Genomic DNA, 25,472 nt, shown 5'->3' on the forward strand with positions numbered 1-25,472 from the left:
CCTATTGCTTTTGTGGGCTATCTCGCTCAGGATCTGAGGCACGGGCCTCCTCCCGAGGAGGAGTGGGCCCGGTCGTGACCTTCGTCCCAGGCGGGGGCCCGGGGGTGTCCCCGCCGCCGAGGACGGCCCGCCGAGGGCCGTGGAAAGGCGACTCCCCATGAGCGAGCCGGAACCGACGACCGGCGGCGGAACCCGCATCCTGAACGAGGACTGGGCGGCCACGATCCTCGGGCTCGTCCTGCTGATCCTGATCATCACCGGCGTGATCCCGACCGGGCTGGTGCCCTGATGAGCTCCCCCGAAGGCACCGCCACGGGTACCGTCACCGGCGGCGACGCCGCCGCCGTCCGCTCCGGGAGCACGCCCGGCTGGGCATGGGCCGTGCTGGGGGTCGTCGTGGTGCTGGCGCTCGGCGCGGCCACCCGATTCCTGGACGAGAACGTCCCCACCTGGTTCACCGGGTCGAGGCTCGCCGCGGCGATCGAGTACCCGGTGTACGCCGTGGCGCTCGGCCTCGCCGGCAACGCGGTCCTCACGGTAACCGGGCTGAGGGACCGGCTCGCCGCGGGGTTCCGCACCGAGTTCTTCATCAAGACCGGCCTGGTCCTGCTCGGCGCGTCCATCAACCTCAAGGTCATCGTCACCGCCGCCGGACCGGCGATCGTCCAGGCCGTCGTCCTGATCACCACGGTGTTCCTGTTCACCTGGTGGCTCGGCGGCAGGTTCGGCCTGGACGACAAGCTGCGGGCCCTGCTGTCCTCGGCCGTGTCGATCTGCGGCGTCAGCGCCGCCATCGCCGCCGCCGGAGCCGTCCAGGCCAAGCGCGAGCAACTGGCCTACAGCGCCAGCCTGGTGATCGCCTTCGCCCTGCCGTCCATCTTCGTGCTGCCCGCGCTCGCGTCGGCGTTCGGGCTGAGCCCCGAGGTCGCCGGAGCCTGGATCGGCGGCAACATCGACACCACGGCCGCGGTGACCGCCGCGGGGACCATAGTCGGCGAAAACGCCCTGGCGGTGGCGACCATCGTCAAGGTCACCCAGAACGCCCTGATCGGGGTCGTCGTGGTCCTGCTCACGGCCTGGTTCGCCTTCCGGGTGGAGCGCCGCGCCGACGCGCCCCGTCCCGGGCTCGCCGAGCTGTGGCGGCGCTTCCCGAAGTTCGTGCTCGGGTTCGTGGCGGCGTCGGTGATCGCCACCTGGTACCTCACCACCGTGAGCGCCGCCGAGGGCAAGCCGGTGATCGGCGTGGCCAACGACCTGCGGGTGTGGTTCCTGATCCTGGCGTTCGCCAGCATCGGCCTGGAGTTCCGCGTGGCCGCGCTGAGGGAGGCCGGGTGGCGGCCGGTGGCGGTGTTCGCCTCCGCCACCGTGGTCAACGTGGTGGTCGCGCTCGGCCTGGCCTCCCTGCTGTTCCGCGGTTTCACCGTCACCTGAGGGCTTCTCCCCCGCGTGCGGGGACGTCCCTACGCCCAGGGCACCTGCGGGGAGCGGTAGAAGCCGATGCCCATGACGTCCCAGCGGGGGCCCTGGGCCGCGAGGCGGCGGCGGAAGGCGTCCCAGCCGTGGGTGGACCAGGGCGACCAGCCCAGCTCGGCGATCGCCGGCAGGCGGGGGAACGCCATGTACTCGATGTCGTCCTCGGTGACGATCGTCTCGGTCCACAGGGGCGCCTCGACGCCGAGCACCGCCGAGGAGGGGACGCCGCGCAGGTAGGAGCCGGGGTTCCAGTCGTAGGCGGTCCTCACCTCGACGTACCCCGCCCAGTCCTGCCCGAGGGTCGTACTGGAGGTGTACTTCATGTCGAGGTAGGCCCGGTTCGCCGGGGACAGGACGACCTTGGCGCCCCGCGAGACGGCGGTGCTCACCTGCGAGTCGGAGGTGGTGGTCCCCCAGTACTGGGCGACGCGCCCCGGTGAGTGGTCCACCGCCGCCGCCCCGATCTGGTGCCATCCCATGACGGTCTTCCCGGCGCCGGCCACCATGGGCTGCACGCGGTTGACGAACGCGGCGTACTGCGCCGGCGAGGTGGCGTGGGCCTCGTCGCCGCCGATGTGGAGGTACGGCCCGGGGGTGATCGCCGCGAGCTCGGTCAGCACGTCCTTCACGAACGTGTAGGTGCTCTCCTTGGAGGTGCACAGCGAGCTGAACCCGACGTCGGTGCCGGTGTAGAGCGGCGGCGCCACCCCGTCGCAGTTCAGCTCGGCGTAGGAGGCGAGCGCCGCGTTGGTGTGCCCCGGCATGTCGATCTCGGGGACGATCGTGACGTACCGCTGCGCGGCGTACGCCACGAGGTCCTGGTACTCGGCCTTGGTGTAGTAGCCGCCCGATCCGCCGCCGACCTGGGTGCTGCCGCCGTAGGCCGCCAGGCGCGGCCGGGCGTCCAGGGCGATGCGCCAGCCCTGGTCGTCCGACAGGTGAAGGTGCAGATAGTTGATCTTGTAGAGGGCGATGCGGTCGATGTAACGCTTGACGGTGCCGGCCGGGTGGAAGTGCCGGGCGACGTCCAGCATCGCGCCGCGGTAGCCGAAGCGCGGGTGGTCGACGATGCGCCCGCCGGGCACCGTCCACGGGCCGGGACCCACGGTGGCGCTCTCGATCCGCGGCGGGAGGAGCTGGCGCAGCGTCTGCACCCCGTTGAACAGCCCGGCGCCGGTGCGCGCCCTGATCACCACCGCGCTCGCGGTGACGTCCAGCTGGTACCCCTGGTCGCCGACGGAGGGGTCGGCGCCGGTCAGCAGCAGCGAGACGCCGGAGGCGGGGGTGCCGGACGGCGCGGGCGCGACCGGCAGGGCGTACCCGGTGGAACGGCGCAGGATGCCGGCCAGGTAGGCGCCCACGCCGGCGGCGGGGGCGGACCCGGGCTCGGTGAGGACGCGGGCGTCCGGGCCGAGCGTGTACGTCGTGCCGCTGTCCGGCCGCACGGACGCGGGGGCGGGGACGACGTCGCTCATCGAGGCGGCCGTGGCCGGCGCCGCGGTCGAGACGGTCACCAGGCCGGCGCCCGCGGCGAGCAGCACGACCGAGGCGAGGCGCGTCGCCGTCGAACGGAGGCGGGACGGGTGGGGACGGGCCGATCCGGAGGGGGCGGGGAGGCTCATGGGGGGGCTCCGGCGCGAGATCGGGGGCGGTTCGGTTAGTAAGCCTTACTTACAGAGCGCCTCTCGTCAATGACACCGGGCGGGGTGGGCCGGGGCTAGCTCGGGATGAAGAAGCGGTGGACGATGTCGCGGGCGTAGGCGATGTTGGACTCCAGCAGCTCGAAGGCCGGGAGGCTGCCCACCTGGTAGGTCCGGTTCCGGCCCTGGAGGGCCTCGACGCGGTCGTAGATCCCGGCGGCGAGGTCCTCGCCGCCGAAGTGCGGCATGTAGGCCCACGGCTCCACCCGCAGCACCTCCCGCAGCACGCCGCCGACCTGGGCCAGGTCGCCGCGCAGCACCTCCACCAGGGCCGCCGGGCCGAGCCCGCCACCGTAGCAGTAGCAGGTGTAGACGTCCTGGCCGGCGTAGCGGCTGTGGTAGGCCACACACCGGCCGCCCGCCGCCTCCTCCGCCGTCGAGGGCAGGATGTAGAAGCCCTCAGGGGGCAGGTCCGACGCCCGGCACAGCACCGTGCGGTAGTCGATCGTGCGCACGCGCGAGGCCAGGTCGCGTTCGTCCTCGGTGGCGTCGAGCAGGGGCAGCACCCGGTCGAGGGCGACGGTCAGCACCAGGTCGTCGGCCACGATCTCCTCCGGGCCCGCGTCCCGGGCCGGGCCACTCGCACCCTCGGCCGCGCCGGGCGCGCCGCCGGCGGCGGTGTCCTGCTCCTCGCCGGAGCCGCCCTCTCGGCGGGTCTCCCCGGGGCGGACGCGCACGGTGACCCCCTCGGGGCCGCGTTCGATCGAGTCGACGCGCACGCCGGTCCGGACATCGGTCAGCCGTTCGGCGACCCGTCGCCACAGCAGGCCCAGGCCGCCCTTCACGGTGAACAGGACCGGGTGCCCGCGCACCCACCGGCCGCCCTCGCTGACCCCGGCCATCTCCGCGTACTTCAGGAAGTACAGCGCCGGCAGATCCCCGGTCAGGAAGCCGTACCCGCAGCTGCTGTACCCCGGCCCCAGCGTCCCGGCCATGGAGGTGAGCCCGTGCTCGCGCAGCCACTCACCGGCGGGCCGGGCCAGCACGGCGGCGCTGTGCGCCAGGCCCGGCCGCCCGAGGTCGGGGAACTCCTCCCGCCGCACGGAGAGGTAACGCTCCATCGACCCGCGCTGGAAGAAGGCCGGGTCCGACGGCACGATTCGCCCGCCGTGGAGGTCGTGCACGTGGATCGGCGTGATCGGCTCGCTCTCCAGGCCCAGCTCGTCGAGCAGGGCGGCCACCTCGACGTACCGCATGGTGCAGATGTGCGCGCCCAGATCGTACACGTGCCCGTCGACCTCGGCCGACGCCGCCTTGCCCGCGATGTCGCCGGCGCTCTCCAGCACCACGGCCCGGTGTCCGAGCCGTTCGAGCTCGTGGGCGACGGTCAGCCCGGCGGCGCCGGCGCCCACCACGCACACCGTACGGCCGCCCGCGGGACGTGCTTGTTGGTCCATGGCGGTAGAGATGCCCGGGAACGATGATCGTTTCCCCGCCGCGGGCGGTGCGGTACCGCTCTTGACCTGCCCGTTCACCCCGGAGTGAGGCTAGGCGTCCGCGATCGGCAGCAGGACCTGGAAGCGGGTGTCCCCCGGCTCCGACGTCACCCGGATGTCGCCGTGGTGCTTGTTCACCACGATCCGGTAGGAGATGTCGAGGCCGAGGCCCGTGCCCTCGCCCACCGGCTTGGTGGTGAAGAACGGCTCGAAGATCCGCGGCCGGATGTCCGCCGGAATGCCGGGCCCGGTGTCGCCCACCTCGACGTACACCCGCTCGGCGTCGTGCCCGGTGCGCAGCGTCAGCGTGCCGCCAGCGCCCTTCATGGCGCCCAGCGCGTTGTCGATGAGGTTCGTCCAGACCTGGTTGAGCTCCGCCGCGTACGCCGGGATCCGCGGGACGGAGCGGTCGTACTCCTTGACCGTCCGCACCCCTTCGGGAATCTTGGCCTGCATCATCGTCAGCGTGGCGTCGAGCAGTTCGTGCACGTCGACGGTCTGGTAGGGCGCCCGGTCGAGCTGGGAGTACTGCTTGGCGGCGGAGACCAGCGTGGAGACGCGGGTGACGGCGTCGTCGATCTCGCACATCAGCTGCTCGGTCTCTATCGTGTAGGTCAGCCAGCGCACGGCGGCCTCGAGGTTCTCCCCGCCCACCGAGCCGGTGATCTGCTCCAGCCAGTCGACGTCGATGCCCCCGGCGACCAGCGTGGGGGCGATCTCCCAGCTGCCGTTCACGTCGTGGTCGTCGAGCCAGTCGGCGAGCTCGTCCTCGGCGTCGGCGGCGGCCAGCGCCGACAGCGGCGCCGCCTGCGCGGCCCGCTTGACGGCCTCCTCCTGCAGCTCGACCAGGTCGTGCAGCCGGCTGCCGTCGAGACGTCCGTCGGCGATCAGGGCGAGCTTGTGGCGCATCGCGGCGACCCGCTCGCGCAGCACCGACGTCGCCCGTACGGCCGCGGCCGCCGGGTTGTTGAGCTCGTGGGTGAGCCCCGCCGACAGCGAGCCGAGGGCGAGCAGCCGCTCGCGCTCGCCGACGATCGTCTGCGTGTTGCGCATGCCGAGGAACATGCCCTCCAGCAGGTGCGTCGCCATGGGGAACCACTCGCGCAGCGCCGTGGCCAGCACCCCCGAAGGGATGACGACCATCTCGACGTCACCGATCGCCCGGAGGGTGGCGGTGTACACCTGCTCGATGTCGCTGAGGTAGGCCTGCATGGCGCCGGCGTACACACCGCGCTGCTCGGTGCGGTTCATCTCGACCTCATCGCCCTGCAGGCGGCGCGTGAGCGAGATGGTGCCGTGGACGAGGACGTAGAAGCAGGTCGCGGGCTCGCCCTCATGGCAGATGGTCGCGCCCGCGGGCCAGCGCTCGACGCGGCCCTCCTCGACGAACCGCGCGATCTGGGCGTCGTCGAGGGACTCGAACAGGAACAGCGTCCGCAGCAGCTCGGCGGTGGGGTGCTCCTCGCCGACCTCACCGCACCCGGCCGTCACCGCGTCGCTCACTGTGCCTCCAGGTATCGGTGGATCAGGGACACCGCCATCGCGCCCTCGCCCACGGCCGAGGCGACCCGCTTGACCGAGTCGGCCCGGACGTCGCCCGCGGCGAAGACGCCCGGGATGCTGGTCTCCAAGTGGTAGGGGTCGCGCGGCAGCGTCCACCCGGGCGGGCGGCTCCCGTCGGTGACCAGGTCGGGCCCGGTGACGACGAACCCGCGATCGTCGCGGACGACCGCCTTGGCGAGCCAGTCGGTGCGGGGCTCGGCGCCGATGAAGATGAACAGCCACGAGGTGTCCACCGTGCGGACCCGGCCGGAACGCGGATCGCACAGCGTCAGCCGCTCGAGATGGTCGCCGCCCTCACCCGCGACCACCTGCGTGTGCGGGTGGACCTCGATGTTGGCGTGGCTCTCGATCTGGTGGATCAGGTAATGCGACATCGACTGCCGCAGGTCGGCGGCCCGGATCAGGATGTGGACCTTGCGGGCGTACTTGGCGAAGTGGACGGCCGCCTGCCCGGCGGAGTTGGCGCCGCCGACGATGTAGACCTCCTCGCCGGCGCAGCTCGGGGCCTCGGTGGAGGCCGAGCCGTAGAACACGCCGCGGCCGGTCAGCTCCGCCAGGCCCGGCGCCTCCAGCATGCGGTACGACACGCCGGTGGCGAGCACCACGGTGTGCGCGGCGACCTGGCTGCCGTCGGCGAAGTGCACCAGCCGGGCGGCGCCGGCCGCCTCCAGGCCGACGACCTCCCGGGTTGTGAGGATCTCGGCCCCGAACTTGTGCGCCTGCCTGCGGGCCCGGTCGGTGAGCTGGGCGCCCGACACCCCGTCGGGGAAGCCGAGGTAGTTCTCGATGCGGGTGCTCTGCCCGGCCTGGCCGCCGGTCGCCCGCTGCTCGACGAGCACGGTGTCGAGCCCCTCGGACGCGCCGTACACCGCCGCGCCGAGTCCCGCCGGACCGGCGCCGATGACGACGAGGTCGTAGAACTCCGCCGCCGGGGTCGTGGTGAGGCCGACGTGCGCGGCGATCTCGGCCTCGGCGGGCTTGACCAGGGACTTCCCCTCAGGGGTGACCACGAGCGGCACGTCGTCGGGCGTCACTCCGGCGGCGGCCAGCAGCCGGCGGCCCTCGGCCTCGTCGGCCGGCATCCAGCGGTACGGCACGAGGTTGCGCGCCAGGAAGTCGCGGACGGCGAACGACGGCGCCGACCAGCGGTGCCCGACCACGCGGACCTCGTTGACGGCCTCGTCGGGCGCGGCCAGCCAGGCGTCCAGCATCGCGTCGACCACCGGGTAGAGCTTTTCCTCCGGAGGGTTCCACGGCTTGAGCAGGTAGTGGTCGAGGTCGACGATGTTGATCGCGTCGATGGCCGCGTCGGTGTCGGCGTACGCGGTCAGCAGGACACGGCGGGCACGCGGGAAGATGTCCATCGCGGCCTCGAGGAACTGGATGCCGTTCATCTGCGGCATGCGGTAGTCCGCGAGCATGACGGCCACCTGGTCGCCGCGCAGCTTGATCTCGCGCAGCGCCTCGAGCGCGGCCTCGCCGGAGTCGGCGCGCACCACGCGGTAGCGGTCGCCGTAACGGCGCCGCACGTCCCGCGCCACCGAGCGGGAAACGGCAGGATCGTCGTCGACGGTCAGAATCGCCGGATTCGCCATGGCATCAATGAAAGCATGTCCTCGGTAAAGCTCATCCGCCCGCGCGCTGGCCACGGGCCTGGTCCCGCCACCCGCGACACCGGGCGCCGGGACGCCCAGTCGGCGGCAAGCGGGTTCCAAGAGGCGGTCGGCATGATCGGCTCCATGACAGGATCGACGCGACCGGCGGCGCGGGGCTGGGCGATGGGGAGGGGCCGCACGCCGGGCCCCGTGGGCATGTACATCCTCTTCGTCTGCTGGGCGGTGCTGGGGCTCGTGCCCGTTCTCTTCTCCACCCACGACCTGAAGCTCGCGCTGGGCGAGGCCGGGGCGCCCGGCACCCTCACCGTCGTCTCGTGCGAGGCCCTCGGGAAGGGGCGGTACGACTGCAAGGGCAGGTTCGTGCCGGACGACGACTCCCTGCGCACGGCGGTCCTCCAGGCGTCGCCCGACTCCCACGTGGGACAGACCTACCGGGGGCGGCTGGACGTGGAGACCGATCGTGTGGTGCGTACGGGCTTCGCCGGGGTCCTGGCGCAGTTCGCCCTCATCGGGCTCGCTCCCCTGGTGTGGGCGGGACTGCCGTATTCGGTGCTGTTCGCCCTCGGCGTCCGGCGCGGCCGGAAGACGGCGGCGATCATCGGCGTCGTGGTCTCGGTCGCGTCCCTCCTCGTGGTGATCGCCGGTGTGATCGCTGCCTCCGCCTGACCGCCGCCCGCCCTTCTGTCGGAGGTGGTGGGTAGAGTCACGGCGATGGGCACGCATACGATCACCGCGCACTGGGACGAGGCGATCCCCGACGACGCCGACGAGGTCGCGCTCGTCCACGGGGGCGCCTTCCGCACCTACCACTGCGACTGCGGCACGCCGCTCCCCAACCGGGCCGCGGCCGAGCTGCACGCCATGGAGACCGGCCAGTGCTCGGTCTGCCTGGGCTCGGCCGACGAGGAGCTGGTCCCCGGGTTCGTCAGGCGCTGCGCCGCGTGCGCGGCGACGGGGCGGCGCGACGTCCAGCTGGTGTGGGAGCTGGCCCACAGCGAGGCCGAGCAGATCATCACCCCCGACGTCGTCCGCGAGGTGATCGCCGACGTGACCGGCCCGTTCCGGCTGTCGGAGGTCGCGGACGCCACACGGCTGGCCCTGGGCCTCCCCCTCGGCCGTCTCCCCGTCGGGCCCCGCGTGCGCGACGTGCTGCGTCAGCTGGAGGCCTCGGGCGAGCTGGTTATGCTCTCCGCCCCCGACGAGCTCCTCCGCGGCCCCTCGGTGGTCCTGTACCGCGACCCGCAGTGGCAGAAGGTCACCGAGCCGTCCGCGTGACCCGGGTCGCCCGACGTACGGCGGCGCCGATTCCACCGCACTCCGTCCCGCCGACCCGTGCGAGCGGACGTCGGGAGGTCAGAATGCGGCGATGGTGGTGGGGGCGCGTTCGGCGCGGCTGAGGGCGCGCAGGACGGCGGTGGGGCCGTGGCGGCGTACGGCCAGGCGGCTCAGCAGGTCGACCACCGTGCCGACGGCGCCCTCCGGGAGCTCCGGGGTCGGGATGCCGGCGCTGACCGCCAGGTCGTCGGAGTGGACGGCCAGCTCCATCATCCGGGTGACCAGGAAGTCGTCGATCGCCAGGGACCACGGCCCCCACAGCGAGATGCGCACCGGCCGGTCCGGCGTCGAGGCGAAGAGGCCCGGCAGCCCGTCGACGACGGCGTCGACCCGCCCCGCCAGCGCCGCCGCCCCCTCGGCCCCCACCCGCTCGCCGCCGCGCCGGATGCGGACGTTGATCTCGTCGTCCACGCCGCCGTCGATCCACTCCACCCGGCCGTAGTGGTCGAGCAGGGAGACGACGGGCTCCGCCGGCACCGGCTCGGCGAGGGCCTGCGGGACGGCCAGGATCTGGTAGGCCAGGTGACCGGCGAGACCCGCCACGCCGAACTCCGGCAGCGCGCTCGGGCCGCCCCACGCGGCGGCCACCTCGGGCCGGCGCAGCAGTGCGGCGACCGAGCGGGCGGTGGCCACGAAGTCGTCTCTGATGCCGGTCATTCGCGCACTCCTCCGCTCGTTCGCCCGCTCCGATACAGAGCTCCAGAGCCGGCGGCTGATCCACTGATGCCGGTCCGAGGGCGTCGAGCCGTCCATGCGTGCCGGACCGGACGCCCCGAGCCGTCCCCTATGGTGTCAGGTCGCCGCCCGCTCCGGCACCGCCCGTGCCATGGCGTCGGTGACCGCCGTGCGGGCGGCGACGGCGTCGTCGGCCGACAGGGCGAGACGGGCGTTGGCTTCGCACCGTGCCATCGAGCACCGGCCCAGCGCCTCCCGTACTCCCGGGACGCTCGCCGCGGCCATCGACAGGCTGGTGACGCCGAGGCCCACCAGGACGGTGGCGAGGAGAGGGTCGGCGGCGGCCTCGCCGCACACGCCCACCGGCTTGGACGCCTCCCGCCCGGCCTCGGCGCACATGGCGACCAGCCGCAGCAGCGCGGGCTGCCACGGGTCGAGCAGGTCGGCCAGGTCCCCGTGCTGGCGGTCGGCGGCGAAGGTGTACTGGCCGAGGTCGTTGGTGCCGACACTGAGGAAGTCGACCTCCTCCAGCAGCCGCCGGGCCTGCAGCGCGGCGGACGGCACCTCGACCATCACCCCGACGCGGCGCAGCCCCCGCCCCCGCGCGCGCTCGGCGAAACCGGCCGCCTCCCCCACCGTGCCGACCATGGGGGCCATCACCCACGGCTCGGCGCCGCACGCGCGCGCCGCCGCGGCGATCGCGTCCAGCTGGGTGTCCAGCACCTCCGGCCGGACCCTGCCGGTGCGCAGGCCCCGGAGGCCGAGAGCCGGGTTGGACTCCTCGGGGAGACCCAGGAACGGCAGAGGCTTGTCCGACCCGGCGTCCAGGGTACGGATCACCACCCGCCCGTCCGGGACCGCCCGGAGGACCGCGGTGTAGGCGGCCACCTGTTCCTCGGCGGACGGCGGGTCGTGCCGGTCGAGGAACAGGAACTCCGTGCGGAACAGGCCGACGCCCTCCGCCGCGCCCGGCCGGACGTCGAGCGCCGAGCCGATGTTGAGCAGCAGCGGGACCGGGTGCCCGTCGGCCGTCCGCCCGGCGCCCCGGCTGGTGAAGGCGCGTTCCCTGGCCGCCTCGGCCTCCCGGCGTACCGCGGCGACGGCGTCCTCACCGATGCCCGCCTCGACCTCCCCGGTGACGCCGTCGACCTGGATCAACGTGCCGTCGGGGATGCCGGTGGCGTCCCGGCAGGCGACCACGGCCGGCAGGCCGAGGCCGCGGGCGAGGATCGCGGTGTGGCTCGTCGGGCCGCCCTTCTCGGTGACGATGGCGAGGACGGTGTCCGTGTCGAGGCTCGCGGTGTCGGCCGGCGCGAGGTCGTCGGCGACCAGGACGTACGGGTGGCCCGGGTCGGGCACCCCCGGCATGGGCAGGCCGAGCACGAGGGCGACGGCGCGGTTGCGGATGTCGTCCAGGTCGCCCGCCCGGTCGGCGAAGTATCCGCCGGCCGCCAGCAGCGCCTCCCGGTGGTGGGCGCACGCCGCGTCGATCGCGTGCGCGGCGGCGAGGCCGGAGTGTACGGCCTGCTCGACCGACTCGCGGAGGGTGACGTCCGCCGCCATGAAGCTCTGGGCTTCGAGAATGTCGCGGGCTTCGCCTTCGCGGGCGGTGGCGGCCTGCCGTTCGAGGTGCCCGGCGACGGCGGCCAGGGCTCGCGTGGCGGCGCCGATCTCCTCGGCGGCGTCGGTGACCGGGGCGGGCGGGGGCAGCACCGGCGGCCTCGCCATTCGGAACGCCGGCCCGGCCGCGCGTCCGGGACTCACCCCGATGCCGCGCAGGATCTCAGCCATCCCGTCCTTCTTCCACCGGCACCCGCGACCGCCCCGGCCGGACGTGAGGCACGCGCGTCCGTCCCGGCCCGGTGTGAGGCGCGGGGTCACGCATCGGTCGTCTCCTCGGCGTCCAGGTCGCGGGACAGCAGCTCGGCGAGCGCGGAGAGGGCCTCCTCGGCGCCGTCCCCCTCGGCTTGGAGCGTCACCGCCGCGCCGTGTCCGACCCCGAGGGAGAGGACGGCGAGCATGCTGGTGGCGGGTACGGCGGGCCGGTCCCCGACCTTGATCCGCACGGCCGCGCCGTGACGCGCGGCCTCCTGGACGAACAGCTTCGCGGGCCGCGCGTGCAACCCACTCCGGGAGCCGACGGTGACGGTTCTCTCAGGCATGGCGGGGGGTTCCTTACCGATTCGAGGGAGCATGTGAATTGCAGGGGTTCGCCGGCGCGCCCCGGGCCCGCCGCCGTACGACGGCGCCGGATTCACCGGCCCACGTCCCGCCGCCACGGCGCCGGAGGAACCGACACCCAGCGGACGGAGGACGAGAGCGCCAGGTGGACGAACTCGACATCCAGCGGAGGGAGGGCGGGAGCGCCGGGTGGGCGAGCGTGGCAGCAGGGGTGGCCTGCCGTGGCCGGCCGGGAAGTGCGCCGGGTGGGGCGAGGGCGGGGTTGTCAGGGTTCGACGGTGACCTTTATGGCGGTTCCTCGGGCGACGGTGTCGATGCCGGTCAGGACCTCGGTGAGGGGGATCCGGTGGGTGATGAGGTCGGCGACCGGGACCGCGCCGGTGGCGATCAGGTCGAGGGCCCTGGCGTTGTGCCGGGGGCTCGAGCCGTTCGCGCCGACGATGGTCAGCTCCCGGTAGTGCACGAGGTTGGAGTCGAGCGCGATGATCGGGTCGTCCTTGGGCAGGCCGCCGAAGAAGCTGATCCTTCCCTGGCGCGCCGCCATCTGGAGCGCCTGCTGCTGGGCGGCTCCGGACGCGGCGGCCGTGATGACGACGTCGGCGCCCCGGCCGCCGGTGAGCTTGAGCACCTCGTCCACGACGTCGGTGTCCCGGCCGCTGATCACCGCGTCCGGCTTCACCCGTTCGGCGGCCATGGCGAGCCGTTCGGGGTTGAGGTCGGCGAGGACGACCCTGCCCGCGCCGAGCGACCGGGCGAGCCGCACGTGGAGGCACCCGATGGGGCCGGCGCCGAGGATCACCACGTCGTCCCCGTCGCCGACGCGCGCCAGTTCCTGGCCGTTGAGCACGCAGGCGAGCGGTTCGGCGACCGACGCCTCGGCGAAGCCGACCCCGTCGGGGATGCGGTTGAGGCCGTCGACGGCGAGCACCTTGGCGGGCACGATGGTGTACTGGGCGAACCCGCCCTCGTAGTGGTAGCCCATCGACTCCTGGTCGGGGCAGACGGTCCACCTGCCGCGCAGGCAGTCGTCGCAGCGGCCGCACGGGATCGCGGCGATCACCTGGACCCGGTCGCCCGCCGCCCAGCCCGTCACCCCCTCGCCGACCTCGGCGATCTCCCCGGCGATCTCGTGACCCATCACGCGCGGCGGCCGGATGTGGTGGTGGCCGTGCTTGAAGATCTTGACGTCGGTGCCGCAGGTGGAGCAGTTGCGGACGCGGATCTTCACCTCGCCGGGTCCCGGGGAGGGTTCGGGGGCGTCCTCCACGCGGATGTCACCGGGGGCGTGGAAGCGGGCGACCTTCACTGTGGTGTTTCCTCTCCGTGGGCTTGGGGGTTGAGCAGCCGGAGGACCGTCTCCGGGTCGGTCGTCTCGCGCAGCGTCCTCGCGCGGTCGGCGTCGAGCAGGATCTGCGCCAGCTCCGACAGCAGCCGTACGTGCCCGTCGCCCCGGGCGGCGATGCCGACGCACAGGACGACCCGCTCGCCGTCCCAGTCGACCCCGCCGGGGAAGCGCAGCACGCTGACGGCGTCGTGGTGGACGGCGTCCTTGCCGGCGAGGGTGCCGTGGGGGATGGCGACGCCCTCGCCGACGTAGGTCGAGACGGACCTCTCGCGTTCGATCATGGTGTCGATGTACGGCTCGTCGATGGCGCCGACGGCCAGCAGGGCTTCGCCGCACTGGCGGATGGCGTCGTCGCGGGACGCCGCCTCGGCGGTGAGCCGGATGGCCCTGGGGTCGAGCGGCAGCGGCGCCGTCTCAGGCATGGACGGTCCCGCCGTTCTTGATGGTGGTGATGAGCTTGGTCACGGCCGGGTCGCCGATGAACACCTGGAAGGGGACGAGCACCCTGCCGGGGGCGGTGGCCCGGGCGCGGTCGGCGAGCCCGGCGTGGCACACGATGACGTCGGCGTCGGCCGGGATCGAGTTGACCGGGGTGTGCTTCACCTCGACCTGAAGTCCCGACAGGGCCTTGCGCAGCTGTGTGGCCAGCATGACGCTGCTGCCCATGCCCGCGTCACAGGCGACGACGATCTTGTGGACGTCCTTGCTCTCGATGCTCGGCATCGCGTTCACACCTCTCTGGTGACGGGCTGGATTTCCTTCTCGTCCCCGGCGGGCGTCTCGGCGCCCTCGCCGGCCTGGACGGCGGGCGGCCCGGCCTCGGCGTCCTGTCCGGGGCCGGCGGTGGGGACGGCGCCGGCGGTGGGGACGGCGCCGGCGGTGGGGACGGCGCCGGCGGTGGGGACGGCGCCGGCGTCCGAGGTCTCGGGCTCGTCGCCGTTGGCGCGGCCGAAGCCGAGCAGCGCCGAGGCCACCGCGAACGACACCGCCGTGGCCACCACCACTCCGGCGATGACGCCGAACCAGCCGCCCTTGGGGGTGACCGCGAGGTAGGCGAAGATGCTGCCCGGGGACGGGGTGGCCACCAGTCCCGCGCCGGTGAGCCAGAAGGTGGTGATCCCCGCGGCCCCGCCGGCCATCGTCGCGAGGATGAGGCGCGGCCTCATCAGCACGTACGGGAAGTAGATCTCGTGGATGCCGCCGAGGAAGTGGATGATGATCGCCGCGGGGGTGCTGGGGCGCAGCAGCCGGGGGCCGAACAGCAGGTAGGCCAGGAGCAGGCCGAGGCCCGGCCCCGGGTTGGACTCCATCATGAACAGGATCGACTTGCCGTGCTTGAGCGCCTCCGCCGCGCCGAGCGGGCCGAGGACGCCGTGGTTGATCGCGTTGTTGAGGAACAGCACCTTGGCGGGCTCGATGAACACCGAGGCGAGCGGCAGCAGGCCGTGGTCGAGCAGCCAGGCGACGGCGTTCCCGGCCACGTCGGTGATCACCCGGACGATGGGCCCGATGCCCCAGACGCCGACGACGGCCATCGCCGCGCCGACGATGCCGGCGCTGAAGTTGTCGACCAGCATCTCGAACCCGGCCTTGGTGTGCCGCTCGGTGAAGCGGTCGACCTGCTTGAGCACGAAGGCCGCGAGCGGGCCGACGGCCATGGCGCCGAGGAACATGGGGCTCGTCGCTCCGACGACGACTCCCATGGTGGCGACGGCGCCGACCACCGCGCCGCGCTGGCCGTGGACCATGCGCCCGCCGGTGTATCCGATGAGGATGGGCAGCAGGACGGTGACGATGGGGCCGACGAGGGCGCCGAGGGTCTTGTTGGGCAGCCATCCGGTGGGGATGAACAGCGCGGTGATCAGACCCCAGGCGATGAAGGCGCCGATGTTGGGCATGATCATGCCGGCCAGGTGGCCGCCGAAGCGTTGGATACTCGCCTTGAGGCCGGTCCCATGGACCGTGGGGGTGTAGGCGTCGGCCATGTGGTGCTCCTTCCGGGGCTGCCGGCGTGGCGCCGGCGTGGGGGTGTGAACGAGCCGCTGTCAGCCCCCGGACGTCAACGGCTTGGTCGGATCGGGCGTGCGGACGCGGACGGCGCCGCGCCTGATGTCGGCGGGTGAGGGCATGCGGCTGCCGGGCAGCGCCACGGCGGCGGACGCCCAGGCGAGGGCCTCGACCAGCGCCTCCTCGCCTCGCGCCCCGGCCGCCAGGAATCCGGCGAGCATGGCGTCGCCCGCGCCGACCGCGCTGCGCGGCTCGGGTACGGGGCACTCGCCGTACCAGGCGTGATCGTCCTCGACCAGGAGCGCGCCGTCGGGGCCGAGGCTCGCGAGCACGGATCTCGCGCCCATGGCCCGCAGCTTGCCCACGGCGTCGAGCGCGTCGCCGACGGTGGAGACGGACGTGCCCGTGGCCTCGGCGAGCTCCTCCCGGTTGGGCTTGACCAGGGCGGGAGCCGCGGCCACCGCGGACACCAGGGCGGGCCCGCTGGTGTCGACGGCGACGTTGATGCCCGCGTGGGCGAAGCGCAGGCACAGGCGGGCGTACATGTCGACGGGGACGCCGGGCGGGAGGCTCCCGGAGACGACGACCCAGTCGGCCGACTCGGCGGCGCCGAGCACCGCGTCGGCGACGGCGTCCAGCTCGGCGGGCGTCAGGGCCGTCCCCGGCTCGTTGATCTTGGTGATGGTGCCGTCCGGCTCGGCCAGGGCGACGTTGGACCGCGTGGGCCCGGCCACCGGCACTGTGATCATCTGGATGCCCTCGGCCGACAGAAGCTCGAGCAGGTGGCCGCCGTCGGCGCCGCCGTAGGGGACGACCGCGCACGAGCGCACCCGGTTGGCCAGGAGCGCGCGGGACACGTTGACACCCTTGCCACCCGGGTCGAGGTGGGCGTTCGCGGCGCGGATGACCGCGCCCCGCGAGAGTTCGGCGATCTCGATGGTGCGGTCGAGGCTCGGGTTGAGGGTCAGGGTGAGGATCATGCCCGTACCACCTCCGGTCCCGCCGCCGCCATCTCGGCGGCGGACGCGGGGTCGAGCCCCGTGTCGGTGATCACGACGTCGATCTCCTGCAGGGACGCGAACCGGGCGAGGTAGGTGTCGCCGAACTTGGTGTGGTCGGCCAGCAGCACGCTGCGCTTCGCCGCCTTGATCATCGCCCGCTTGATCGCGGCCTCGGCTGGGTCGGGGGTCGTGAGCCCCTTCTCCACCGAGCAGCCGTTGGCGGCCATGAAGGCGACGTCGACGTTCAGCATCGACAGCGGGCGCAGCGCCCAGTCGTCGACGGTGGCGAGGGTACGTCCCCGCAGCCGGCCGCCCAGCATGATCACGCTCAGGTTGGGCCGGGCCGCGAGCGCCGTGGCCAGCGGCGGGGAGTTGACGATGACCGTGAGCTCGCGGTCGGCGGGCAGGATCCGGACGAGCCGGCCGGTGGTGGACCCGGCGTCGATGATGACGGCGCCGTCCTCCGGCAGCTCGGCCAGCGCGGCCTTGGCGATGCGTTCCTTCTCCGCCGTCATGACCTCGTCGCGCGTGGCGAGGGCGGGTTCGAAGCCCAGGCGCTCCACCGGGATCGCGCCCCCGTGCACGCGGCGCAGCACGCCGGCACGCTCCAGAGCGGTCAGGTCGCGGCGGATCGTCTCGGTGGTGACCGAGAACTCCTCGGCCAGGGTCACCACGTCCACGCGGCCGACGGCCCGCGCCCGGCGGAGGATCTCCTGCTGCCGCTCCTCGGCGTACATCGTGTTGATTCACCGCCGTTTCGTGTTGGTTTCGCCTTTGTTTATACCCGACCATGTGGGGTGGTCAAGAGTGTTCGGGGCATTGACCACAGGCGAAGGCGGAGGTCCCCACACGGCCGGCGAAGAACGGGCATGCCGAAGAGGCCCCCGCCACGCTCCGGCGAGGGCCCAGGGGGCGGGAGGTCAGACGCCGAAAAGCGTCAGGATCACCCAGGCCGAGCAGGCCCCGGCCACCGCTCCGGCCGCGACCTGGGCCGCGGTGTGGTGGGCCAGCCGTACCCGCGCCCAGCACACCAGGACCACCACGACCGCCCCGCAGGCGAGCGTCGGCGCCGCCGGGAGCACGCGGGCCAGCACGAGCACCGTGCCCGCGGACACGGCGGCATGGAAGGAGATCTTCCACTTCAGGGTCACCGGCACGGTGACCGTCAGCCCGGCGAGCATCGCGGCGACCGTGGCCACCAGGAACCGCGGGGCCCCGAGCCCCGCCAGCAGCAGGAGCGCCGCGAACACCGCCACGACGGCCACCAGCAGCGGCACCGTCCTTCGCGATCGGTCCACGATGTGCCGGGAGTCGAGGCGCCCGGAGCGGACGCCGAGGGCGATGACCCCCGCCGGGATCCCCCCGCACAGGGCCGAGGCCACGAGCCCCCACCAGAAACCCGGCCATCCGTCGGAGACCAGGCCCACCACCGGCGGCAGCCCGATGACCAGCACCTGCGGCGCGAAGATCTCGGTGAGCCAGCGGGCGGCCCGATCGGGCACGCCGGTGGCCCCGACGGCCCCTTCCCCGGCACTCGCCACCCGCTGGTCGTCCATGAAACCCTCCCGCGCACGATCCTGGAGATCGCAGACTCCCACATCCGGGAGCACGCCCGCGCCCCGCGACGCGAGCGACGGGCCGGGACGATGGCGAAATCCTCCGCCTGCCGATAGGTTCAGGGAAATAAGCGTCATAGGAGGCGTATGCGCGCGATGGAGTCCCTGGTCGTCGGCGTGGACGGTGGTGGTACGAGCACGCGCTGCGTGATCGCCACACTCGACGGCGAGATCGTCGCACGGGGCCACGCGGGAGGGGCCAACCCGCGCTCCGTCCGCGACCCGGCCGCCAACCTGGCGCGCGCGCTCACCGAGGCGCTCTCCCTGATCGGCCCGCGCTTCACTCCCGGCGACGTGGTGGGCGGCGTGTTCGGGCTGGCCGGGGCGGGCGAGGCCGGCCGCAGGCAGTCCCACCGGATGACCGGCGAGGCCTGGCACGCCGCCGGGCTGAACGGGGAGCCCGCCGTGGTCCCCGACATCGTGGTGGCCTTCGCGGGCGCCACCCCCGCCGCCTCGGGCACCGTCGTCATCGCCGGAACCGGCGCGGTCGCCGCCCGGATCGAGGACCGCCGCATCCTGCGGCGGTGCGACGGTCACGGGTGGCTCCTGGGCGACCGCGGCTCCGGGGTGTGGATCGGGCGCCGCGCCGTCCAGGCCGCGCTGGCGGCCATCGACGGAACGGGCCCGGCGACGGCGCTCACCGGCCGCGTCCTCCCGGCCCTGCGGGCGGCGCCACCCTCTTCCCCCGCGGCGGCCTCAGGCGACGGCGAGGCCGAGTCTCCGGAAGGCGACACCGCCCTCTCGGCGGGCGCGGTGAGCTCTTCGGGGGGCGAGACGGGGCCGCCGGCGGGGACGACGGCTCCGCTCGCCGGTGACGCGCTGTCCCAGGCGATCATCTCCGCGGTGTACGAGGGCGAACCCGCGCGCCTCGGGATCCTGAGCCCCGTCGTCGAGTCGACCGCGCGCGAGGGCGACCCGGTGGCCCTGGCCATCGTCGAGGACGCCGCCCGCCACCTCGTCACGACCCTGGAGGCCGTGGGCGAGGGCGCCCGCGAGCTGCCCGTCGTGCTCGCCGGGTCGCTGCTGACCCACCCGACGCTGGTCGCCGGGCGGGTCAGGGAGTCGCTGGCCGGCCGCACGGTCGTACCGGCCAGGGACGGCGCGGCCGGGGCCGCCGCCCTGGCGCTCCGCGCCGCCGTCCCCGCCGGTGGGGTTCCCGGCGCGGCGGAGGCGGCCCACCGCCGCCTCCTCGCGAGCTGACCCGCTACGGCTCCTCGAGAGGGCCGCGTACGGCCGGGCTGTCGCCGGGGTCGCCGGCTCGGAGTGCGCACACGTGCCGCCGGCCGCCCAGGGGCGGCCAGGCCCGGCCGGCGGGTCAGTGGGATCTGTGCGACCTGCTCGGGGCGCTCTGGCGGGCGGCCTTGTCGAGGGCCGTCACGCGGTAGCGGCTGCCGCGCCGTCCCTCCGGGTCGGTGTACGCGGCGCGGTGCCCGCCGGGGACCACCGCGACCAGCCGCCACGCGCGGCCGTCCTTCTCGAGTGCCTCCTCGCCGCCGGCGTCCGCCGTGAGCGCGAGATCGTCGCCGCCCTCCGGCGCCTCGCCGGCCTGGTCGGCGGCCATCTCGCGCCTGGTGTCCGCCCCCGGCTCGAGACGGTAGATCGCGTACAGCCGCGGCTCGGCGTGTCCGGTGGCGTGGAAGTCGAGCTCGACGCCGTCCGCAGTGCGGCGCACGCGGGTCAGGACGGGACGGCGGGGCGCGGCACCGGCGGCCAGGCGCGGCAGGAGCGGAGGAAGGGCGGGTGAGGTGTAGTGGTCGGCCAGCAGCCGGGTGGTGGACCCGAGCCGGTCGGCCCGAAGGTCTCCGGCGCTGTAGTAGATGTCGCCGCCGATCTGCGGATGGTCGCGGTTCAGCGTGAGGTGACGCGAGAGCTCGGCCGGGTCCTGCCAGGCCGCCGGCTGCCCGGCGACGCCGACCTTGTAGGCCGCCTGCCCGATCCACAGCTGGGTGCCGGTGCCGGCGACGACCTGCGCCCACCAGGGGGCCAGCACGGCGTAGTCGGCCACCGGGAGCCCGATGTTCCAGTAGACCTGCGGCGCGATGTAGTCCAGCCAGCCCTTCTTCACCCAGCCGCGGGTGTCGGCGTGCTGGTTGTCGTACGACTGCGAGCCGGAGGTGGCGGAGCCGAGCGGGTCGGTGGAGGCGTTGCGCCAGATGCCGAAGGGGCTCACCCCCCACTGGACCTCGGGCCTGGCCGCCCGGATCCGCTCCCCCATCTCCTTGATCAGCAGGTCCACGTTGTTCCGGCGCCACGCCGCGCGGTCGGGGAAGCCGGACCCGTAGCGGGCGTAGGCGGCGGCGTCGTCGAACTCCTGGCCCGCGACCGGGTAGGGGTAGAAGTAGTCGTCGAAGTGCACGCCGTCGATGTCGTACCGGGTGACGGCGTCCATGATCGCGTCCTCGACGAACGCGCGCACCTCCGGCAGGCCGGGGTTGTAGTACAGCTTGCCGCCGTAGGCCACGCCCCACTCGGGGTGGCGGCGCACGGGGTGCTCGGGTACGAGCTTGGCGGGGTCGGGCTGCATGGAGACGCGGTACGGGTTGAACCACGCGTGGAAGGCCAGGCCGCGGGCGTGGGCGGCCTCGACCATGAAGGCGAGCGGGTCGTACCCGGGGTCGCGGCCCTGCACGCCGGTGAGGTACTGCGACCAGGGCTCGAAGCGGGAGGGCCAGAAGGCGTCGGCGGTCGGCCTGATCTGCACGAACACCGCGTTCAGCCGGTGGGAGGCCGCGTAGTCGAGCCAGGAGACGAACTCCTTCCTCTGCTCCTCGGGGGTCAGGCCGGTGCGCGAGGGCCAGTTGATGTTGGCCACGGAGGCGATCCACATGCCGCGCATCTGCCGCAGCCCGGCGCCGGCCGCCGTGGCCGCGCCCTCGCCGTCGAGGGCGTCGGCGGTCCCCGCGGGCGGCACGCCGACGGCGTACGCGGCGGCCTGCGTGAGCGCGAGCGGGGCGAGCGTGGCCGCGGCGAGCCCGCCGAGGACGGACCGGCGGGTCAGCGGACGGCGGTTCATACGGCCTCCAGTCGGCGTCGGCACGTTGGTGCCCGCAGGGCACCGGCGTTCGGGCCGCCCGGACGACCGCGGCGGGCGCCTCGACCGCGGCCCTCGGCGTGAAGATGACAGAAAACTTCTACGCGATCAATGGCCCTGAAGAAACTCGTCATCAGGCCGTGACCTAACCGGGAGCTTGTGAAGGAAAGCTTCATAGAAGATACGACCGAGCCGCACTCTCGCCGGGAGAACCGCGCTCCGGCCGGAAAGGAAACCGTGTCGCGCATGCCGCACAGCCCCGAACTCGACCTCCTCGCCGCCACCGTGCTCCAGCCGGGGTTCGACGGCACCACTCCGCCCGGCTGGCTGCTCGGGCAGCTCGCCGAGGGGCTCGGCGGGGTGGTGCTCTTCGCCCGCAACATCTCCGCCGACACCGCGGGCCTCGTACGACGCCTGCGCGAGGAGAACCCCCGGGTCGTGGTCGCGATCGACGAGGAGGGCGGCACCGTCACCCGCCTGGAGGCGGTCACCGGCAGCTCCTGGCCGGGCAACGCGGCACTCGGCGTGGTCGACGACACCGGGCGCACCGAGCGCACCGGCCGGGAGATCGGCGCGGTGCTGCGCGCGGTCGGCGTCAGCCTCGACTACGCGCCGGACGCCGACGTCAACGCCGATCCCGCCAACCCGGTGATCGGCATCCGGTCGTTCGGCGCCGAGGCGGACCTCGTCGCCCGGCACACCGCCGCCTGGATCACCGGCTTGCAGGCCGCCGGCGTCGCCGCCTGCGCCAAGCACTTCCCCGGGCACGGCGACACCGTGACCGACTCCCACCTCGCGCTGCCCACCGTCCACGCCTCGCGGGAGGTGCTGGAGCGCCGCGACCTGCCCCCGTTCCGCGCCGCCGTGGCCGCCGGCGTTCAGTCGATCATGTGCGGCCACCTCATGGTGCCGTCCCTGGATCCGGAGCTGCCCGCCACCCTCAGCCGGCGGATCCTGACGGGGTTGCTGCGCGAGGAGCTGGGGTTCGGCGGCGTGGTGGTGACCGACGCGATCGAGATGAAGGCGGTCGCGGCGCTCCTCCCCCAGACCGAGATCGCCGTGCGGGCGCTCGCGGCGGGCGCGGACGCGATCTGCGTCGGCGCGTCCTCCCCCGGAGGTGAGAGCGTCACCGAGCTGCGGCGGGCGATAGTCCGGGCCGTGCACGAAGGCGTCCTCGCGGAGTCGCGCCTCGCCGAGGCGGCGGACCGGGTGCTCGCCCTGTCGGCCTGGTACGACGCCCGCTCGGCGGAACACGCGCCCGCGGGGCCGCTCGACCCGGAGCACGGCGTCTCGGCGCTCGGGCTGGACACCGCGCGGCGGGCGCTGCGCGTCACCCTCGGCGAGCCTCCGGAGGGACGTCCCGTCCTCACCCGGGCCCCGTTCGTCGTCGAGATGACCGCCCGGCCCCACCAGGCGATCGGCCAGGCCGCGCCGTACGGGGTGGGCGCGGCCCTTGCGGCGCGGCTGCCCGGCACCCGGCGCGCGGTCCTCACCCCGGACGGGCACGAGCCGCCCGGCCCCGATGAGCTGGCCGGCCGGCCTGTGGTTTTGGTCACCCACGACGCCCACCGGCACGGATGGATGCGGGACGGCGTGGAGCAGGTGCTGCGGGCCCGCCCGGACGCCCTCGTCGTCGAGACCGGCCTGCCCGGCCCGGCTACCGGGGCCGTCCACCTCGCCACCAACGGCAACTCGAGGGTCTCGGCGATCGCCGCCGCCGAGTGGCTGACAGGCGAGTGAACCGGAACGTGAAGCCACACTTGAGGGGCGACGAGGGGTTCGAAACCGCCAGGATTGAGTAATCTGTCGGCAACAGCAAAGGAACCCCATGATCGACCCGCAGCTACCGACCCCCGAGAACCTGGTCGCCCGGGTGCGGGCCGTGTTCCCCTCGCTCACGCCGTCCGCACAGATCATCGCCAGTCTGATCCTCGACGACCCGGCGACGGTCGCCCGGAACACCATCACCGAGCTGAGCGCCGCCTCCGGCACCAGCGAGGCGACCATCGTGCGCACCGCCCGTGTGCTCGGCTTCTCCGGCTACTCCCAGCTCAGGCTGGCGCTCGCCGCCGCGGCCGCCACCACCCGGCAGACGGGGCCCGACCGGCTCGTACCCGGCGACCTCGCCCCCGACGACCCGCTGTCCGACGTGATCGCCAAGGTCACCAGGGCCGAGACGGAGGCGCTGGAGGACACCGCGGCGCAGCTGTCCCCCGAGCGGCTCGGCGAGGTGGTCGACGCCATCACCGCGGCCCGCCGCATCGACGTGTACGGCGTCGCCGCCTCCGGGCTGGTGGCGATGGACATGGCGCAGAAGCTCCTGCGCATCGGCCTGTCGGCCCACGCCTTCACCGACGCGCACCTGGCCATGACCAGCGCCGTCCTGCTGAAGCCGGGTGACGTCGCCGTCGGCGTGAGCTGCACGGGCGAGACGCCGGACGTGCTGGAACCGATGCGCCGGGCGCGAAAGGCGGGCGTCACCACGGTGGCGATCACCAACAACCCCCGGTCGGCGCTGGCCGAGACCTCGACCCACGTGCTGATCTCCGCCGGCCGGGAGACCGCCTTCCGTCCCGGGGCGCTGGCCAGCAGGATCAGCCAGCTCCTCCTCGTCGACTACGTCTTCGTCGGCGTCGCCCAGCGCACCTCCGAACTCTCCAACGAGGCCCTGCGCGCCACCCGCGCCGCCCTGGAACAGTTCGTCTCGGAATCCCGCCCCAAGAGCCGCCGCCCCTCGTAGCCCTCCCACCCGACACCCGTGGCGTCTCAGCAGGGGATCTCGGTGAGTTCATCGACCACCAGGCCGGCGCCGATGCCGAGCAGCCAGACGTCCTTGACGAGGGCGGTGCCCTCCGGGGTCGGGCGCAGGCCTCTCAGGCCGCCCGTCTGGCGCATGCCGGGCGTCCGGAGGTACAGGCCCAGCAGCCCCGCGGCGAAACCCGTGAGCGCCGCGCCCGCGACCAGCGAGGGCACGACCGGCAGGATCAGCGCCGCACCGAGGGCGATCTCGGTCGTGGACAGCGTCCGGACGAACAGCACGGGGTCCAGGCGCTTGAGGAACGGGTAGGTGCCGGCGGCCATCTGGTGCAGCCCCGCCGCCGTCCGCTCGTCCGCTCCGATCTTGGAGATGCCGGAGTTGAGGATGACGGCGCCCGCGGCGATCCGCGGGGGAATCTGATGGGGACGTGCGAGAAACCGCATGGCTCCTCCCGGTGCTCTCGGGAGCGTGTGCACCAACCCCATACCCCGTCCGCCACCGGGCCTACCGGCTGACCTGCGCCTTCACGTCCGCGCCGGCCCCCGGCGGCGGCGCGGACGGTTCCGCGCCGCCCGCGCTCCCGTGGCGGGTCACCTGACGTCGGAGGAGCGGAAGATCCGGGTCAGGGCGGTGACGGCGAGCACGATCAGGCCGATGACCAGCGCCCACTTGAGGAGGCCGCCGATCAGGCTGAGCACGGTGCCGAGGAGGAAGAAGACGGCGATGGCTGCTACGACGAGAAGAAGAATGCGTCCCATGGCGTACACGCTAGGGCGTTGTCAGGCGCCGCGATATGGGAGGAAGCGGACTTCAGGGGCGAGTCAGGGTCGGCCCTGAGAGCAGGATGAGGGTCCACACCGGGGGCCCGGCGGGGCCGCGGGCACGCGTATGCGGATCACCGCCCGCGGCGGCGGTGATCCGCATTTCCCGGTCAGAGGACGGCGCAGCCGACGCGGACGGGGACCCTGGCCGACCAGCGGCCGGAGAGGACGTCCTGCGCCTGCGCGTAGCCGTTGGCGGGCCGCCCCGTCGCCGAGCAGTCGAAGATCCCGGTCTTCTTGCCGAAGCTGCCCGCGACGAAGCCGCCGTGCGCGCTGGCGTTCACGGTGCCGCTCCACAGCAGGCGGCCGGTGTTGTAGCGGATGTAGAGCCTGACCTGGCCGAAGTTGTAGTGGTCGCCGCTGAGCTTGATGCGGGGGATGTCGTCGACGGAGGTCGTGGTGGAGGTGCCGTCCCCGTTGTCGCGCGGCGGAACGGTGTAGCGGTTGATCCACAGCCGCACCGACACCTTCCGGTCGGCCGCCTGGCGGTTGTCGGCGGCGGCCTGGGAGCGGACGGCCGAGGTGACGCAGACGTCGTCGCCGGTGAAGGCCTCGCGCCAGACGTAGCCGTTGACGCAGGTGTGCGGGCCGAAGGCGCCGGAGGTCCAGCGGCTCGCCGCGGCGGCGTTGTCGGCGCGGGTCTGGTTGCGGGTCGCCGAGGTGACGCACACGTGGTCGGACGGACGGGCCTCGCGCCAGACGTAGCCCTCCAGGCAGGTGTCGGCGCCGAAGTCACCGGACGCGGCGGAGGCGGAGGTGGCCGGGACGGTGATCGACAGGCCGGCCACCGCGGCGACGGCGAGGCCGAGAAGGGTGCGCTTCATCGTTCTGCTCCTGGGTGCGAGTGGGTCCCGGGTCCGGTCGGTTCCGGGTGGCGCACATCCAGTAGAGACGCGACCGCCTGCACACTCATT

General features: G+C 73.6%; 25 protein-coding genes. 7 read left to right on the forward strand and 18 right to left on the reverse strand.

Translation table 11 applies throughout. The annotated features are described in order from the left end of the window. The first annotated feature begins 157 nt into the window (after nt 1-157). Together KIK05_RS48135 and KIK05_RS17040 are read left to right on the forward strand one after the other, a co-directional pair. Nucleotides 158-289 carry a hypothetical protein gene (locus KIK05_RS48135; protein WP_284681340.1) on the forward strand — a complete coding sequence of 44 codons (132 nt, stop codon included), beginning with the start codon at nt 158-160 and terminating at the stop codon, nt 287-289. Next, nucleotides 289-1,431, forward strand: coding sequence for a YeiH family protein (locus KIK05_RS17040; RefSeq protein ID WP_214411706.1), 1,143 nt, complete (start codon nt 289-291; stop codon nt 1,429-1,431). Before KIK05_RS48135 ends, KIK05_RS17040 begins: the two co-directional genes overlap by 1 nt. Before the next feature lie 29 nt (nt 1,432-1,460). Here the strand turns inward: KIK05_RS17040 and KIK05_RS17045 are convergent, their stop codons facing one another. The 4 genes from KIK05_RS17045 to KIK05_RS17060 all read right to left on the reverse strand — a co-directional run bounded on the left by KIK05_RS17045 (nt 1,461) and on the right by KIK05_RS17060 (nt 7,767). After that, nucleotides 1,461-3,095, reverse strand: coding sequence for a beta-N-acetylhexosaminidase (locus KIK05_RS17045; protein ID WP_214411707.1), 1,635 nt, complete (start codon nt 3,093-3,095; stop codon nt 1,461-1,463). 95 nt (nt 3,096-3,190) lie between these two features. Next, entirely contained in the window at nt 3,191-4,570 is a 1,380-nt protein-coding gene (locus tag KIK05_RS17050) for a protoporphyrinogen/coproporphyrinogen oxidase (RefSeq protein WP_214411708.1), read from the reverse strand. Between the two features lie 90 nt (nt 4,571-4,660). After that, nucleotides 4,661-6,112, reverse strand: a complete 1,452-nt coding sequence (locus KIK05_RS17055; RefSeq protein ID WP_308249961.1) for an ATP-binding protein — start codon at nt 6,110-6,112, stop codon at nt 4,661-4,663. Beyond that, nucleotides 6,109-7,767, reverse strand: a complete 1,659-nt coding sequence (locus tag KIK05_RS17060; RefSeq protein WP_214411709.1) for an NAD(P)/FAD-dependent oxidoreductase — start codon at nt 7,765-7,767, stop codon at nt 6,109-6,111. Before KIK05_RS17060 ends, KIK05_RS17055 begins: the two co-directional genes overlap by 4 nt. Before the next feature lie 144 nt (nt 7,768-7,911). Between KIK05_RS17060 and KIK05_RS17065 the strand changes: the two genes are divergently transcribed. After that, nucleotides 7,912-8,454 (forward strand): hypothetical protein, encoded by a 543-nt coding sequence (locus KIK05_RS17065; protein ID WP_250562937.1) that lies wholly within the window; start codon nt 7,912-7,914, stop codon nt 8,452-8,454. A gap of 45 nt (nt 8,455-8,499) precedes the next feature. Further along, entirely contained in the window at nt 8,500-9,063 is a 564-nt protein-coding gene (locus KIK05_RS17070) for a hypothetical protein (RefSeq protein WP_214411711.1), read from the forward strand. A 78-nt stretch (nt 9,064-9,141) separates the two neighbouring features. On the opposite strand, the gene KIK05_RS17075 is transcribed toward KIK05_RS17070, so the two are convergent. The 10 genes from KIK05_RS17075 to KIK05_RS17120 form a co-directional block, all read right to left on the reverse strand. Next, nucleotides 9,142-9,780 (reverse strand): maleylpyruvate isomerase N-terminal domain-containing protein, encoded by a 639-nt coding sequence (locus KIK05_RS17075; RefSeq protein WP_214411712.1) that lies wholly within the window; start codon nt 9,778-9,780, stop codon nt 9,142-9,144. Between the two features lie 135 nt (nt 9,781-9,915). After that, the gene (ptsP, locus tag KIK05_RS17080; RefSeq protein ID WP_214411713.1) at nt 9,916-11,589 is read right to left on the reverse strand and encodes a phosphoenolpyruvate--protein phosphotransferase; all 1,674 of its coding nucleotides are present in this window, start codon (nt 11,587-11,589) and stop codon (nt 9,916-9,918) included. An 86-nt stretch (nt 11,590-11,675) separates the two neighbouring features. Beyond that, a complete protein-coding gene (locus tag KIK05_RS17085) occupies nt 11,676-11,960 on the reverse strand; it encodes an HPr family phosphocarrier protein (RefSeq protein WP_214411714.1) in 285 nt (94 codons plus the stop codon). Between the two features lie 284 nt (nt 11,961-12,244). Further along, complete coding sequence (locus KIK05_RS48880) at nt 12,245-13,285, reverse strand: zinc-dependent dehydrogenase (RefSeq protein ID WP_214411715.1); 1,041 nt, start codon at nt 13,283-13,285, stop codon at nt 12,245-12,247. Further along, nucleotides 13,282-13,746, reverse strand: a complete 465-nt coding sequence (locus KIK05_RS17095) for a PTS mannitol transporter subunit IIA (protein WP_214411716.1) — start codon at nt 13,744-13,746, stop codon at nt 13,282-13,284. The genes KIK05_RS48880 and KIK05_RS17095 overlap by 4 nt, the downstream gene beginning before the upstream one ends. After that, complete coding sequence (locus KIK05_RS17100; protein WP_214411717.1) at nt 13,739-14,047, reverse strand: PTS lactose transporter subunit IIB; 309 nt, start codon at nt 14,045-14,047, stop codon at nt 13,739-13,741. Before KIK05_RS17100 ends, KIK05_RS17095 begins: the two co-directional genes overlap by 8 nt. A gap of 5 nt (nt 14,048-14,052) precedes the next feature. Further along, complete coding sequence (gene mtlA / locus KIK05_RS17105) at nt 14,053-15,309, reverse strand: mannitol-specific PTS transporter subunit IIC (protein WP_214411718.1); 1,257 nt, start codon at nt 15,307-15,309, stop codon at nt 14,053-14,055. A gap of 60 nt (nt 15,310-15,369) precedes the next feature. Further along, a complete protein-coding gene (gene pfkB / locus KIK05_RS17110; RefSeq protein ID WP_214411719.1) occupies nt 15,370-16,311 on the reverse strand; it encodes a 1-phosphofructokinase in 942 nt (313 codons plus the stop codon). After that, on the reverse strand, nt 16,308-17,069 hold the full coding sequence (locus tag KIK05_RS17115) for a DeoR/GlpR family DNA-binding transcription regulator (protein WP_214411720.1): 762 nt from the start codon (nt 17,067-17,069) through the stop codon (nt 16,308-16,310). The genes pfkB and KIK05_RS17115 overlap by 4 nt, the downstream gene beginning before the upstream one ends. 183 nt (nt 17,070-17,252) lie before the next feature. After that, on the reverse strand, nt 17,253-17,888 hold the full coding sequence (locus tag KIK05_RS17120) for a hypothetical protein (RefSeq protein WP_250562938.1): 636 nt from the start codon (nt 17,886-17,888) through the stop codon (nt 17,253-17,255). A gap of 147 nt (nt 17,889-18,035) precedes the next feature. Between KIK05_RS17120 and KIK05_RS17125 the strand changes: the two genes are divergently transcribed. Then, a complete protein-coding gene (locus tag KIK05_RS17125) occupies nt 18,036-19,148 on the forward strand; it encodes an N-acetylglucosamine kinase (protein WP_214411721.1) in 1,113 nt (370 codons plus the stop codon). 115 nt (nt 19,149-19,263) lie between these two features. On the opposite strand, the gene KIK05_RS17130 is transcribed toward KIK05_RS17125, so the two are convergent. Next, nucleotides 19,264-20,961 carry a glycoside hydrolase family 10-like protein gene (locus KIK05_RS17130; protein ID WP_214411722.1) on the reverse strand — a complete coding sequence of 566 codons (1,698 nt, stop codon included), beginning with the start codon at nt 20,959-20,961 and terminating at the stop codon, nt 19,264-19,266. Between the two features lie 264 nt (nt 20,962-21,225). Here KIK05_RS17130 and KIK05_RS17135 point away from each other — a divergent pair, with 264 nt between their 5' ends. After that, entirely contained in the window at nt 21,226-22,719 is a 1,494-nt protein-coding gene (locus KIK05_RS17135; RefSeq protein WP_214411723.1) for a glycoside hydrolase family 3 protein, read from the forward strand. An 88-nt stretch (nt 22,720-22,807) separates the two neighbouring features. Continuing rightward, entirely contained in the window at nt 22,808-23,719 is a 912-nt protein-coding gene (locus KIK05_RS17140; RefSeq protein WP_214411724.1) for a MurR/RpiR family transcriptional regulator, read from the forward strand. A gap of 26 nt (nt 23,720-23,745) precedes the next feature. Here the strand turns inward: KIK05_RS17140 and KIK05_RS17145 are convergent, their stop codons facing one another. From KIK05_RS17145 to KIK05_RS17155, 3 genes are all read right to left on the reverse strand, one after another. After that, nucleotides 23,746-24,180, reverse strand: a complete 435-nt coding sequence (locus tag KIK05_RS17145) for a hypothetical protein (RefSeq protein WP_214411725.1) — start codon at nt 24,178-24,180, stop codon at nt 23,746-23,748. Nucleotides 24,181-24,327: 147 nt separating this feature from the next. Next, a complete protein-coding gene (locus KIK05_RS17150; RefSeq protein WP_214411726.1) occupies nt 24,328-24,495 on the reverse strand; it encodes a hypothetical protein in 168 nt (55 codons plus the stop codon). A gap of 173 nt (nt 24,496-24,668) precedes the next feature. Then, complete coding sequence (locus KIK05_RS17155; RefSeq protein WP_214411727.1) at nt 24,669-25,382, reverse strand: hypothetical protein; 714 nt, start codon at nt 25,380-25,382, stop codon at nt 24,669-24,671. Nucleotides 25,383-25,472 lie beyond the last annotated feature (90 nt).

It is taken from the genome of Sphaerisporangium fuscum (assembly GCF_018531465.1).
Lineage (GTDB): Bacteria > Actinomycetota > Actinomycetes > Streptosporangiales > Streptosporangiaceae > Sphaerisporangium > Sphaerisporangium fuscum.